Source organism: Stenotrophomonas sp. YJH_SMC_43, from assembly GCF_059372535.1.
On the sequence record NZ_JCAFVQ010000002.1, the window covers coordinates 77,645 to 90,564 of the forward strand.

General features: G+C 63.2%; 11 protein-coding genes and 8 tRNA genes. 16 read left to right on the forward strand and 3 right to left on the reverse strand.

Annotation, left to right across the window (positions count from 1 at the left end):
* Positions 1–4 precede the first annotated feature (4 nt).
* On the forward strand, positions 5–754 hold the full coding sequence (locus tag AC5QAH_RS06620) for a sulfite exporter TauE/SafE family protein (RefSeq protein ID WP_049412689.1): 750 nt from the start codon (positions 5–7) through the stop codon (positions 752–754).
* A gap of 60 nt (positions 755–814) precedes the next feature.
* Here the strand turns inward: AC5QAH_RS06620 and AC5QAH_RS06625 are convergent, their stop codons facing one another.
* A complete protein-coding gene (locus AC5QAH_RS06625) occupies positions 815–1,573 on the reverse strand; it encodes a Bax inhibitor-1/YccA family protein (protein WP_019336559.1) in 759 nt (252 codons plus the stop codon).
* Positions 1,574–1,753: 180 nt separating this feature from the next.
* Here AC5QAH_RS06625 and AC5QAH_RS06630 point away from each other — a divergent pair.
* Both AC5QAH_RS06630 and AC5QAH_RS06635 read left to right on the forward strand, forming a co-directional pair.
* A tRNA-Pro gene (locus AC5QAH_RS06630) sits at positions 1,754–1,830 on the forward strand.
* 39 nt (positions 1,831–1,869) lie between these two features.
* Positions 1,870–1,946: transfer RNA gene (locus AC5QAH_RS06635), tRNA-Arg, on the forward strand.
* 318 nt (positions 1,947–2,264) lie between these two features.
* Here the strand turns inward: AC5QAH_RS06635 and AC5QAH_RS06640 are convergent.
* A complete protein-coding gene (locus tag AC5QAH_RS06640; RefSeq protein ID WP_239684567.1) occupies positions 2,265–2,750 on the reverse strand; it encodes a hypothetical protein in 486 nt (161 codons plus the stop codon).
* A 9-nt stretch (positions 2,751–2,759) separates the two neighbouring features.
* Positions 2,760–3,680 (reverse strand): hypothetical protein, encoded by a 921-nt coding sequence (locus tag AC5QAH_RS06645; RefSeq protein ID WP_049454898.1) that lies wholly within the window; start codon positions 3,678–3,680, stop codon positions 2,760–2,762.
* Positions 3,681–4,207: 527 nt separating this feature from the next.
* Here AC5QAH_RS06645 and AC5QAH_RS06650 point away from each other — a divergent pair.
* The 13 genes from AC5QAH_RS06650 to AC5QAH_RS06710 all read left to right on the forward strand — a co-directional run bounded on the left by AC5QAH_RS06650 (position 4,208) and on the right by AC5QAH_RS06710 (position 12,846).
* Entirely contained in the window at positions 4,208–4,339 is a 132-nt protein-coding gene (locus tag AC5QAH_RS06650; RefSeq protein ID WP_019336556.1) for a hypothetical protein, read from the forward strand.
* Between the two features lie 168 nt (positions 4,340–4,507).
* Positions 4,508–4,584: transfer RNA gene (locus AC5QAH_RS06655), tRNA-His, on the forward strand.
* 79 nt (positions 4,585–4,663) lie between these two features.
* A tRNA-Lys gene (locus AC5QAH_RS06660) sits at positions 4,664–4,739 on the forward strand.
* A gap of 197 nt (positions 4,740–4,936) precedes the next feature.
* Positions 4,937–5,012: transfer RNA gene (locus tag AC5QAH_RS06665), tRNA-Lys, on the forward strand.
* 420 nt (positions 5,013–5,432) lie between these two features.
* Entirely contained in the window at positions 5,433–5,741 is a 309-nt protein-coding gene (locus AC5QAH_RS06670) for a hypothetical protein (protein ID WP_049454896.1), read from the forward strand.
* 141 nt (positions 5,742–5,882) lie between these two features.
* Positions 5,883–5,967: transfer RNA gene (locus tag AC5QAH_RS06675), tRNA-Leu, on the forward strand.
* 189 nt (positions 5,968–6,156) lie between these two features.
* Positions 6,157–7,452: a trigger factor gene (gene tig, locus AC5QAH_RS06680; RefSeq protein ID WP_010483893.1), complete on the forward strand. Its 1,296-nt coding sequence runs from the start codon at positions 6,157–6,159 to the stop codon at positions 7,450–7,452.
* 76 nt (positions 7,453–7,528) lie between these two features.
* A complete protein-coding gene (gene clpP, locus AC5QAH_RS06685) occupies positions 7,529–8,155 on the forward strand; it encodes an ATP-dependent Clp endopeptidase proteolytic subunit ClpP (protein ID WP_004146318.1) in 627 nt (208 codons plus the stop codon).
* 126 nt (positions 8,156–8,281) lie between these two features.
* A complete protein-coding gene (gene clpX / locus AC5QAH_RS06690; RefSeq protein WP_019336555.1) occupies positions 8,282–9,571 on the forward strand; it encodes an ATP-dependent Clp protease ATP-binding subunit ClpX in 1,290 nt (429 codons plus the stop codon).
* Between the two features lie 142 nt (positions 9,572–9,713).
* Positions 9,714–12,167, forward strand: coding sequence for an endopeptidase La (lon, locus tag AC5QAH_RS06695; protein ID WP_010483888.1), 2,454 nt, complete (start codon positions 9,714–9,716; stop codon positions 12,165–12,167).
* A gap of 217 nt (positions 12,168–12,384) precedes the next feature.
* Entirely contained in the window at positions 12,385–12,657 is a 273-nt protein-coding gene (locus AC5QAH_RS06700) for an HU family DNA-binding protein (protein ID WP_004146343.1), read from the forward strand.
* 11 nt (positions 12,658–12,668) lie between these two features.
* Positions 12,669–12,743, forward strand: a tRNA-Val gene (locus AC5QAH_RS06705).
* A gap of 26 nt (positions 12,744–12,769) precedes the next feature.
* Positions 12,770–12,846: transfer RNA gene (locus AC5QAH_RS06710), tRNA-Asp, on the forward strand.
* Positions 12,847–12,920 lie beyond the last annotated feature (74 nt).

A 12,920-nucleotide genomic window follows, 5' to 3' on the forward strand; every position in this document is an offset into this window, starting at 1 on the left:
GGTGATGGAGTCGGTGTATCTGCTGGTCGCGCTGGGCGCGATCGTCGCCGGATTCGTGCAGGGCCTGTCCGGCTTCGCCTTTGGCATGGTGGCGATGTCGTTCTGGGCATGGGGGCTGGAGCCGCGGCTGGCGGCGACGCTGTCGGTGTTTGGTGCGCTGGTCGGTCAGCTGGTGGCTGTGTTCACCGTGCGCCGTGGATTCAACCTGCGCCTGTTGCTGCCCTTCGTGCTGGGCGGGCTGGCCGGCATTCCGCTGGGCGTGATGGTGCTGCCACAGCTGGACATGGACTGGTTCAAGGCGCTGCTGGGCGGCTTCCTGGCGCTGTGGTGCCCGGTCATGCTGATGGCGCGCTCGTTGCCTCCGGTCCGCGTCGGCGGCCGTATCGGTGATGCGATCGCTGGCATGGCCGGTGGCGTGCTCAGTGGCATTGGCGGCTTTGCCGGGCCGGTGCCGACGTTGTGGAGCACCCTGCGAGGCTTCGGCAAGGACGAACAGCGCGCGGTCATCCAGAACTTCAACCTGGCGATGCTGGCGGTGACCATGGCCACCTATGTCGGCAGCGGCCTGGTCAGCCGGCAGATGCTGCCGTATTTCGCCATTGTGGCACCGGCCATGCTCGTGCCGACCCTGCTGGGCGCGCGGGTCTACATCGGCATCAGCGAGGCGCGCTTCCGGCAGCTCGTGCTGGGCCTGCTGACCGCGTCAGGCATCGCGTTGCTGGCATCGTCGCTTCCGGTGCTGCTGGCGCGCTGAGGGAGGAACGACAAAGGGCGCCACGAAGGGCGCCCTTTGTCGTCTATTGCATGTTGCGGCTCAGCGCTGCTGGATTTTCGACAGCAGGCGCAGGAATTCAACGTACAGCCAGACCAGGGTCACCATCAGGCCGAATGCGCCATACCACTCCATGTACTTCGGCGCACGCTGGGCGACACCGGTCTCGATGAAGTCGAAGTCCAGCACCAGATTCAGCGCGGCCACGACCACCACGAACAGGCTGAAGGCGATGCCCAGCCAGCTGGAGTCATGGATCACCGGCACGTTGATGTTGAAGAAGCCGAGCACGAACGATGCCAGGTAGAGCAGGGCGATGCCGCCAGTGGCCGCGACCACGCCCATCTTGAAGTTCTCGGTGGCCTTGATCAGGCCGCTGCGGTACGCGAACAGCAGCGCGAACAGAGTGCCGAAGGTCAGCAGCACGGCCTGGAACACGATGCCCGGGAATTTGGCGTTGAACACGGCCGAGATGGCGCCGAGGAACAGGCCTTCCACCAGCGCGTACATCGGCGCGGTGACCGGCGACCATTCCTTCTTGAAAACGGTGATCAGCGCCAGCACCAGGCCGCCGATGGCGCCGCCCATGGCATACAGCCTGGCACCGGGCAAAACCTGACCGTAGTCGTCGATGGTCTGGTTCCAGGCGAAAGCGGCCGTCAGCACGGTCAACAGCAGCAGGAAACCGGTCTTGTTGACGGTGCCGTTGAGGGTCATTGCCTGGTCGGGGCTGGTCACCACCGAGCCGCTGGCGAGGTCGAGGAAGGTGGACTCGGAAAGAGCCGGGTTGCCGCTGCGCATGCGCGTTCTCCGTGCGAATGAGGGTCTGGACGGCCATCCGGCCGATGGGCGTGAGCATAGCCGATGACTGCTTTCGGCGTTGTGGCAGGCGCCGGATCTGCACATCCTGCGTTGACAGTTCCCAATGCGCTTGGCGACAATGACCAACTCCCCGGGCATGGCCCGAGGGGATTGCAAGACCGGGGTATAGCGCAGTCTGGTAGCGCGCCTGCTTTGGGAGCAGGATGTCGGGGGTTCGAATCCCTCTACCCCGACCAATCCCACATCACGTCGGATTGGACACCGTTCCGGTTCGGGCGCCCGTAGCTCAACTGGATAGAGCACCGGCCTTCTAAGCCGGCGGTTACAGGTTCGATTCCTGTCGGGCGCGCCATTGGAATCAATGGTTTATGAACTCACGCCCGCGAACATCGGTTCCCATTCGATGGCTGGGCAATCCTGGGTGGCGAGCATTCCACCTTCCTCTTTTCCGATGAAAGATGCCCTTTGCCTGGGGGGGCAGTCGCACGGCGTGATGCCAGGCGGGTTGCGGTGAACCTGCGTCTGGCGATGATCGGCTCACTCCGCAGGTGCTTGAGCAGCGCCGCCTGGGTTGGGGCAATGTGCCCGGCAACGAAAAAAAGCCAGCGCTATGCGCTGGCCTTTCCCAAGTCGCGATGGACGCACTCTGGTCGAGTGCGCCCTGGATGGATCACATCTGTTCCAGTTCGCCCACCCGGACCTTGCCGCCACCGCAGTTGCCGTGGCAGCCGCCGCTGATCGGGCCGCTGCCACCACCACCACCACCACCACCGCCGCCACCACCACCGCCCCGGGAGTTGGGCGGGAGGACGGTCGAAATCACTTCGCCGGAGTCGAAACCTGCACCTCGCCACGTGTAGTTGACGCAGGAAATACCGTTGCAGACGGTCAGGACATCGCCGGTCTGGACTCGCGTCTGGGCTGTCCAGACGGTGGTCCGGCCGTCATTGAGCTTCTGGACCTCTTGGGAAAGCTGCTGGTTGGTCACCGGATCGGGATACGGGGTTGTCAGCGTGCATCCGGCGGTGCAGTTGATGACGCCAGGAAGCTTTTTCGCTTGAAGACTCCCGGCTGCCATGAACAGCAGCACGCCTGCAATGGCGGGAATGGAGTTTCTACCAAGCGAAGGGATAATCCCAATCAGTCTAGCTTTCACAATAGGTCCTTATCGTGGGATGCAACAGTTCTTGAAGATTTCGTTCGATGAAATGCGGGCTTTCTCTTTCTCTTGGCTGCTCAGGTTTTTCTCATGGTTGGCAATGTCAGTGGTGGTGGCAAAACGTGGGTCCAGCCGGTTGAGGACGCGGGTGTACGCCAGGGCGGCAACGGGATCCGCAGGAACGATGCCGCCATACGTGTAGGCCATCGCCATGTCGCTGATGACATTGACGTTCCCTTGTGATTCCAGTTCGCGCAGATATCCGGTGGCGGTGTCCTTCCACGCCTCGAGCGCCGCGGGATCACGGATTGCGTCATCAAGCGAACCGATGACTTTCTCCGGCGATCGCGAGTAAGCGCGCATCGCTTCCTGCGAGCCCATGGCGGCGGCCTTCGAAAGCCAATCGGCGTGATAGATGTCCTGATCCAGAGCCAGCGACTCGCACTCTTTGAGGATTCGTTCCGATCGCTCCAGGAACCAGTTGCCGGACCCGACCGTGGTGGCTGAATCCGCCAGCTTGTCAGCGCGATCCGAGATGAAGGTCTGGCACTGCTCGATGGTTCGATAGATTTCGTAGGTTGCCGTGGCATCTCCGGATTCGGAGCGCAGCATCAGTTGCTTGACGTGGGCGAGCGCGTCACCGGGAGGCCGGAACTCATTGCCTCTTACGATCTCGTAGGCTTTGGGGCCCACCGCCTTGTACGAGCCCGGCGGGATCTTGTTGTCCCGCTCCAGCCTCTGCGCGGCCGCCGCACCTGACGCCGGAAGCTGCCTTCCCTGGTCGGGCCTTTCATCAAGGCTGCCACTGTTCCCGGATTCCTCTGCCGTGGCATCGGCAGCTGGCTGCTGCCGGTAGCCGTACATTGCAACGGCTGCCACTGCCAGCACCGCTGCCAGCGTGACGAATCCGATTAGCCGCTTGCTCATCTATTGATCTCACCTTCATTGCAGGAACCGGCATGGTTGCAAACGCGCGCCTCGCGTTCCATGTCCTGCAGCTAACGTTGTATGAATGGATCTCCCCCATTCCCGTTTGAGATTCATTCACGATTCGTTCACCAATCGTTCACGCCGTCGGGAGTGCGTCCGACCATGGCGAGCTGTTTGCCTGCGCCTGACCTTCGGCGCAGGCGGCACGCACCTTCTGGCGCTCGGCATGAGATGCAGTTTGGAAAGGCGCGGGAGAGGTAGAGCAGGTGCTGGCCGAAGTGCATCGTCTGCGCAGTTGCCAACGGCGGCTTGCCCTGTACTGCGGCGGTGTCACCTCGCTGGCGTTGACTGGCCTTCTGACGGGGCGACGGACCAACGCAGTGCGTCGATCGACGTGATCGAAACGATGTTGCCGATGGACAGCGGCGGCCGATGTTCTCGGCCGAAGATGAGCGCTTGCACGCGCAGGTGTGCAAGCCATTACCCGTCGTGTGTTTCCTGGCAGGACGCAGTCGCACAATGCGATGTTTCAGCTGCTCGACGGAGCGGGCCAGCCGCGCCAGCAGTTGCAGGTCACGCCGAAGGGGGAGGCCACGCTGTCATTCCTGGACGAGCACGGGGACGCCGTGCGTGTGATCTCGGCCGAGCAGCTCTGATCTCCTGTTCCGGCCCCTGCACATCAATGTGAAGAAGTGCTTGCAATTCCTTCGCGACTCCCGGAAAATGCCGGACTCGCTTCGGGGGACGGACTTCTGGTTCGGCCCTGTAGCAAAGCATCAAGTTCCAACGTCAGCCTCATCGGCGGTGGAGCGAAAGTTTCAGTGGTGGCTGTAGCTCAGTTGGTTAGAGTACCGGATTGTGATTCCGGTGGTCGGGGGTTCGAATCCCCTCAGCCACCCCACTGATTCAACCGCATCGGCGCAGCCGAAACGGTATTGCAATAAACAGAAAGCACGCTACAATGTGCGTCTGAGTTTCACGGGCCGTTAGCTCAGTTGGTAGAGCAGTTGACTCTTAATCAATAGGTCCAAGGTTCGAATCCTTGACGGCCCACCAAGACAGAAGCCACCTGGTACCCCAGGTGGCTTTTTTCTTATAGGTGTGACTCCCATCGTTTCGATGGGTCACGCGTTGCAGAACCCGCTCGGCGCGGATCTGCAGCAGCAGCGGGACCGCAGTGCTGGTTTCAACCACGTTGAAAAAAGTGCTTGCACCCACCGAGCGGATCGGGTCATAATTCGCGCCCCGATTTCGGGCTGTTAGCTCAGTTGGTAGAGCAGTTGACTCTTAATCAATAGGTCCAAGGTTCGAATCCTTGACAGCCCACCAGACGAAAGCCACTTGGTTCGCCAAGTGGCTTTTTTCTTGCCTGTTCGCCGGGTGGCGTCTGCAGATACCAGCGGTGCTGGCTGGAGTGGAGCCCCCTTGAGTCAAGGGGGCGCGGCGAAGCCGCGGGGATGTGGGGGCTGGTGAAGTGGGGCCCGCACTTTGCCATGCAAAGCGTGGGGCTGCGGCGCGAATGCGCAGCAGCTTCCCCTTGGTTCGCCAAGTGGCTTTTTTCTTGCCTGTTCGCCGGGTGGCGTTTCATCCGCGCATGGCGTGGATCTACTGAAGCGATGCTGAAATCAGGGGCATACGCGTCATCAGTGTTTTCAATGCTGTGCGCTGCTTCTCACCACGCTGCGCCCTTCATCGCACCCAATGGATCTTCCGCGCCGAGGGCGCATGCATGTATGAAGGAAGATCCAGATGGCCGATATGAAACGACTGCACCGGGGTCTGTGGGTTTCATTTGCGTTGCTGGTGTTGGTGGCCTGCGCGCCGGAACGTGATCCGGCGCAGACCGTGGAGCGCGATGCAGGTACAGGGGCGGTTCCGGCGCGCCCGGTCGGTGACACCATGCAGATGCAGCCGGCGCAGCCGGTGGAGGGTGAGGCTGCGCCGGAGGCGATGGGGCTGCGTCGCACCGACAAGGGTGGCGTGGACATCCGCAAGGTGGATGTGGCGGCCGGGCAGGGCGCTGACGCACCTGCGTCCCCTGCCGAGGCGAAGCACTGAGTCGCCGCCGTCCCGAACGGTCGCACGACCTTCGGGGCGGCCTTTGGCGCGGGCAATGAGCACAGGGCTGTCATGTTCAGTTTTGTGCAGGCCTTCCGATTCCCGCCGTCGCCTGCGACAATGAATGCCTGAGCCGGCCACGCGAAAGTGGCGGAATTGGTAGACGCCCTGGATTTAGGTTCCAGTGCCGCAAGGCGTGGGGGTTCGAGTCCCCCCTTTCGCACCAGTGCCGGCCTGTCCCCGCCCTGATCGGGCCATCGACGCCCACTTGACCGGCACGCGCTGGCAGTGCAGGCCGAATTGGGCGAAACTAAAGGGCTGCGGCAAGCAGGCGCGTCCCAGACGTCGTGTCCTTACAACCGTTTCATCCCAATCATCGAGCCGGGGGCGTGGGCCACCGGTGGCAGGAGTCAACATGCAAGCTTCGATCGAATCCACCGGCAACCTGGAACGCCGCCTGAGCTTCTCGCTGCCGGAAGAGCGTCTGCAGAGCCACATCGTCGGCCGCCTGGGCGAAATCGCCCGTACCACCCGCATCAAGGGTTTCCGTCCGGGCAAGGTGCCGGCCAAGGTGATCGAGCAGCGCTTCGGCGCGCAGGTCCGTGGTGAGGCGCTGGACGGCCTGCTGCGCGAAACCTTCGACGCGGCCGTGCGCGAGCACGACCTGCGCATCGTCGGCAGCCCGCGCATCGACAAGGGCGACGAGGGTGAGTTCTCCTTCGTGGCCACCGTGGAAGTGGTGCCGGACTTCGGCGACATCGACGTCAGCAAGCTGACCGTCGTGCGCCATACCGCCGAGATCACCGACGCCGACATCGACCAGATGATCGAGAACCTGCAGAACCAGCGTCGCACCTGGGCCCCGGTCAGCCGTGGCGCGCAGGACGGTGACCTGGTCGCGGTGGAAACCTGGTCGCAGGCCGGCGAAGAGCGCCTGCCGGCCGAAGGCACCGAGAAGGGTTCGATCGTGCTCGGCCAGGGCATGATGTTCGAGACCATCGAAAAGGGCCTGGTCGGCCTGGCCAAGGGTGAAGAGAAGACCCTGGACGTCGAGTTCCCGGCTGACTGGCGCGTGCCGGTGCTGGCCGGCAAGACCGTGCAGGTCACCGTCAAGGTTGCCGAAGTCTCCGAGCCGGTCGTGCCGGCGGTCGACGAAGCCTTCATCAAGAGCTTCGGCGTGAAGGGCGGCGACGTGGAGCAGTTCCGCAGCGACATCCGCGCCAACCTGGAGCGCGAGCTGAAGGGTGCCCTGATGAACCGCCTGCGCCGCGAGGTCGGCGAGCAGCTGATCGCCGCCTATTCCTCGGTGGAAATGCCGCCGCGCCTGGTCGAGAACGAAGCCCGCGCCATGCTGGCCCAGCAGGTCGAGCAGATCCGCCGCAACGGCCAGAACGTTGGCGAGATCCCGGCCGATGCCCACGAAGGCTTCAAGGAAGCGGCCGCCAAGCGCGTGCTGGTCGGCCTGCTGGTCGGTGAAGTGGCCCGCATCAACGACCTGCGCCTGGAAGCCAAGCGCCTGAACGAAACGATGCGTCTGATCGCTTCGACCTACGAAGAGCCGGAGCAGGTCATTGAGATGTACCGCAATGACCCCCAGCTGATGTCTGGCCTGCAGAACCGTGTGATGGAAGAGCAGGTGATCGACTGGATCGCCGAGCGTGCCCAGCACACCGAAGAGAAGCTGTCGTTCCAGGACGCGATCCGCCAGTAAGCCCGGGCGGATCACCGGATGCCCCGCGCCTTTGCCGGCGCGGGGTTGTTGCCCCCCAAGATAGGTACCTCACGTAATGGACAACCGAACCAAAGCCCTGAACCTGGTTCCGATGGTGGTCGAGCAGACCAGCCGCGGCGAGCGTGCCTACGACATCTATTCGCGCCTGTTGAAGGAGCGCCTGATCTTCCTCGTGGGCCCGATCGACGATCACATGGCCAACGTGGTGGTGGCGCAGTTGCTGTTCCTGGAATCGGAGAACCCGGAAAAGGACATCAACATCTACATCAACTCGCCGGGTGGCGTGGTCACCGCCGGCATGGCGATCTACGACACCATGCAGTACATCAAGCCGAATGTGAGCACCACCTGCATCGGCCAGGCGGCCTCGATGGGCGCCCTGCTGCTGGCCGCAGGCGAAGCCGGCAAGCGCTATGCGCTGCCGAACTCGCGTGTGATGATCCACCAGCCGTTGGGCGGCTACCAGGGCCAGGCCACCGACATCGACATCCACGCACGTGAGATCCTGACCCTGCGTTCGCGCCTGAACGAGGTGCTGGCCAAGCACACCGGCCAGTCGCTGGAGACGATCGCGCGTGACACCGAGCGCGACAACTTCAAGAGCGCCTTCGAGGCGCAGGCCTACGGTCTGGTCGACCAGGTCCTGGAGCGTCGTCCGGATGAGTCGATCCAGGCCGGCTGACCGGCCTTCACGGGGCCATGGAGGCCCCGTTCCTGCAGGGTCGAGCGGGACTGGTGTCCCCTCGGCCCTGTGCTATTCTCGAATCGAACCCCCGTTCAGCGGGTGGGGTAACTGGGTAAGCGAAGCATGAGCGAAGACCGCCAAGGTCGTTCCACGGACACCGGCAAGATCCTCTACTGCTCTTTCTGCGGCAAGAGCCAGCATGAAGTGCGCAAGCTGATTGCGGGTCCGAGCGTGTTCATCTGTGATGAATGCGTGGAGCTGTGCAACGACATCATCCGCGAGGAACTTGAGGAAAAGGCGCAGTCGGCGCGCAGTTCGCTGCCGAAGCCGCGCGAGATCCTCGAGGTGCTCGACCAGTACGTGATCGGCCAGAACCGCGCCAAGCGCACCCTGGCCGTGGCCGTGTACAACCACTACAAGCGCATCGAGAGCCGGCAGAAGAACGACGACGTCGAACTGGCGAAGTCGAACATCCTGCTGGTCGGCCCGACCGGTTCGGGCAAGACGCTGCTGGCCGAGACCCTGGCCCGCCTGCTCAACGTGCCGTTCACCATGGCCGACGCCACCACGCTGACCGAAGCCGGTTACGTGGGCGAGGACGTGGAGAACATCATCCAGAAGCTGCTGCAGAAGTGCGACTACGACGTCGAGAAGGCGCAGCAGGGCATCGTCTACATCGATGAAATCGACAAGATCTCGCGCAAGAGCGAGAACCCGTCGATCACCCGCGATGTGTCCGGCGAAGGCGTGCAGCAGGCCCTGCTGAAGCTGATCGAAGGTACCGTGGCCAGCGTTCCGCCGCAGGGCGGCCGCAAGCATCCGCAGCAGGAATTCCTGCAGGTGGACACCAAGAACATCCTGTTCATCTGCGGCGGCGCGTTCGCCGGGCTGGACAAGGTGATCCAGGCCCGTTCCACCGACGTCGGCAGCATCGGCTTCGGCGCCAAGGTGAAGAGCAGCGAGCGCAAGCAGGAAGTGGGCAAGGTGCTGGCCGAAGTCGAGCCGGAAGACCTGATCAAGTTCGGCCTGATCCCCGAGTTCGTCGGCCGCCTGCCGGTGGTGGCGACCCTGGAGGAGCTGGACGAGCCGGCCCTGATCAGGATCCTGACCGAGCCGAAGAACGCCATCACCAAGCAGTTCAAGAAGCTGTTCGAGATGGAGAGCGTCGAACTGGAGTTCCGTCCGGACGCGTTGTCGGCCATCGCCCGCAAGGCGCTCAAGCGCAAGACCGGCGCCCGTGGCCTGCGCACCATCGTCGAATCGGTCCTGCTGGACACCATGTACGACCTGCCGTCGCAGGAAAACGTCAGCAAGGTGGTGGTGGACGAATCGGTGATCGAGCACAAGTCCGAGCCGTACCTGATCTACCAGACCCCGGCGGCCCCTGAACAGAAGGCCGCAGGCGCTGAGTGATCCTTCCAGGTTGTTGATTGGAAAGGATTTTCAAGGAATGCCTTGCATCTGAAAGCCGATGGCCCCATAACGGGGCCATCGGCTTTTTTTGTCTCCGGAAGATGCCCTCCCGGAGGCGGTTTTCCCCTTCCCTGGAGCCCCCATGGCCCGTTCCCCAAGTGAAACCCTCGACCTGCCGGTCCTGCCGCTGCGCGACGTAGTGGTGTTCCCGCACATGGTCATCCCGCTGTTCGTCGGCCGTGACAAGTCCATGCACGCGCTCGAACAGGCAATGGAGGCGGACAAGCGCATCCTGCTGCTGGCGCAGAAGTCGGCCGAGACCGATGACCCGCATGCGGCCGACCTCTACCAGGTCGGTACGCTGGCGCAGGTGCTGCAACTGCTGAAGCTGCCCGACGGCACCATCAAGGTGCTGGTCGAAGGCCTGTCGCGCGTGCAGGTCACCCACGTCGACGAGCGCAACGGCTCGCTGCATGGGCAGGCGGTGGAAATTGACGCCACCGACGAGCGCGAAGCGCGCGAGGTCGAGGCGATCGCCCGCTCGCTGATGTCGCTGTTCGAGCAGTACGTCAAGACCAACCGCAAGCTGCCGCCGGAACTGCTGCAGACGCTGTCGGGCATCGATGAGCCGGCGCGCCTGGCCGACACCATCGCCGCGCACATCAGCGTGCGCCTGGCCGACAAGCAGCGCCTGCTGGAAACGCTGGCCGTCGGCGATCGCCTGGAGATGCTGGTCGGCCTGGTCGATGGCGAGATCGACGTGCAGCAGATGGAAAAGCGCATCCGCGGCCGCGTGAAGTCGCAGATGGAGAAGAGCCAGCGCGAGTACTACCTCAACGAACAGATGAAGGCCATCCAGAAGGAACTGGGTGACCTGGACGACGCGCCGGGCGAGCTGGAAGAGCTGGCCCGCAAGATCGCCGAAGCCGGCATGCCGAAGGCCGTTGAAGCCAAGGCACGCAACGAACTGAACAAGCTCAAGCAGATGTCGCCGATGTCGGCCGAAGCCGCGGTCGTGCGCAACTACCTGGAGTGGCTGCTGGGCGTGCCGTGGAAGAAGCGCAGCAAGGTGCGCAAGGACCTGAAGGTGGCGCAGGACACCCTCGATGCCGATCACTACGGCCTGGAGAAGGTCAAGGAGCGCATCCTTGAGTACCTGGCGGTGCAGTCGCGCGTGAAGCAGATGAAGGGCCCGATCCTGTGCCTGGTCGGGCCGCCGGGCGTGGGCAAGACCTCGCTGGGCCAGTCCATCGCCAAGGCCACCAACCGCAAGTTCGTGCGCATGTCGCTGGGCGGCGTGCGTGACGAGGCCGAGATCCGTGGCCACCGTCGTACCTACGTCGGTTCGATGCCGGGCCGCATCGTGCAGAACCTCAACAAGGTCGGCAGCAAGAACCCGCTGTTCGTGCTCGACGAGATCGACAAGATGTCGATGGACTTCCGTGGCGATCCGTCTTCGGCGCTGCTGGAAGTGCTCGACCCGGAGCAGAACAACGCGTTCAACGACCACTATCTGGAAGTGGACCTGGACCTGTCCGAAGTGATGTTCGTGGCCACCTCGAACTCGCTCAATATTCCGGGCCCGTTGCTGGACCGCATGGAAGTGATCCGCATCCCCGGCTACACCGAGGATGAGAAGCTCAACATCGCCACCCGCTACCTGGTGCCCAAGCAGATCAAGGCCAACGGCCTGCAGCCGGAAGAGCTGGAGATCGGCAGTGATGCCATCCAGGACATCGTGCGCTACTACACGCGCGAATCGGGCGTGCGCAACCTGGAACGCGAGATCGCCAAGATCTGCCGCAAGGTAGTGAAGGAGATAGCACTGGCCGGCCCGCAGCCGGCGGCGAAGGCGAAGAAGGGTGCGAAGAAGTCCAAGGCGCTGGTGAGCGTGTCCAGCAAGAACCTGGACAAGTACCTGGGCGTGCGTCGCTTCGACTTCGGCCGTGCCGAGGAAGAAAACGAGATCGGCCTGGTCACCGGCCTGGCGTGGACCGAAGTCGGTGGCGATCTGCTGCAGATCGAATCGACGCTGGTGCCGGGCAAGGGCCAGTTGATCCTGACCGGCCAGCTCGGCAACGTGATGAAGGAATCAGCGTCGGCGGCACTGTCGGTGGTGCGTTCGCGCGCCGTGGGCTTTGGCATCGACAGCGACTTCCTGCAGAAGCACGACGTGCATCTGCACGTGCCCGATGGCGCCACGCCGAAGGACGGCCCGAGTGCCGGTGCGGCAATGGTCACCTCGCTGGTGTCGATGCTGACCAAGGTGCCGGTGCGTGCCGACGTGGCGATGACCGGCGAGATCACCCTGCGTGGTCGTGTCACCGCCATCGGTGGCTTGAAGGAGAAGCTGCTGGCCGCACTGCGGGGCGGCATCCGCACGGTCATCATCCCGGAAGAGAACCGCAAGGACCTTGCAGACATTCCGGCCAACGTCACCCGCGATCTGGAGATCGTGCCGGTGAAGTACATCGAAGAAGTCCTGGACCTGGCGCTGGAGCGTCCGCTGGCACCGAAGAAGGCGCGCAAGAGTGCGCAGCGTGTCACGGTGCGCAGCAAGGCCAAACCGAGTGGAAGCGCGCGCGTCAAGCATTGACGCGCGCTGTCCGATGGCCCGAAACCCGCGTCGTTGCTGGCTTTCCAGCTTGCGTGGGGGTAGGGCCACTGGTATAAAAGCAGCACTCGCGAATGAGTGATCGCTGTCAGCGATGACTGAATCGGCGAACCGTTTCCACATGGCGGCCGCATGCAGAAGGCGTGCGGTTGCTTCCCTGTCGAATAAGCGGAACCCACCGCCAAAGGAGTTGTAGAGAATGAACAAGACCGAATTGATCGATGCCGTTGCTGAAGCTGCCGACCTGACCAAGGCCGAGTCCAGCCGCGCTGTCGATGCCGTCGTTGCTGCCGTCACCAAGGCGCTGAAGGACGGCGATGCGGTCACCCTGGTTGGCTTCGGTACCTTCCAGGTCCGCGACCGTGCTGCCCGCACCGGCCGCAACCCGAAGACCGGCGACACCATCAAGATCGCTGCTTCGAAGAATCCGTCGTTCAAGGCTGGTAAGGCCCTGAAGGATGCTGTAAACTAAGCGGCTCGCTGGGGTGCTTAGCTCAGCGGTAGAGCGTCTCCTTTACACGGAGAGGGTCGGGGGTTCGAAACCCTCAGCACCCACCACAGCACCGCGGTAAAAGTTTGAGTGTGGAGCGGTAGTTCAGCTGGTTAGAATGCTGGCCTGTCACGCCGGAGGTCGCGGGTTCGAGTCCCGTCCGCTCCGCCATTCAACGAGGCCTCCGGCCAAAAGCTGGAGGCTTTGTTTTCTCCCCGGTCCAGGCCAGTGGGAAAACAAAAAAG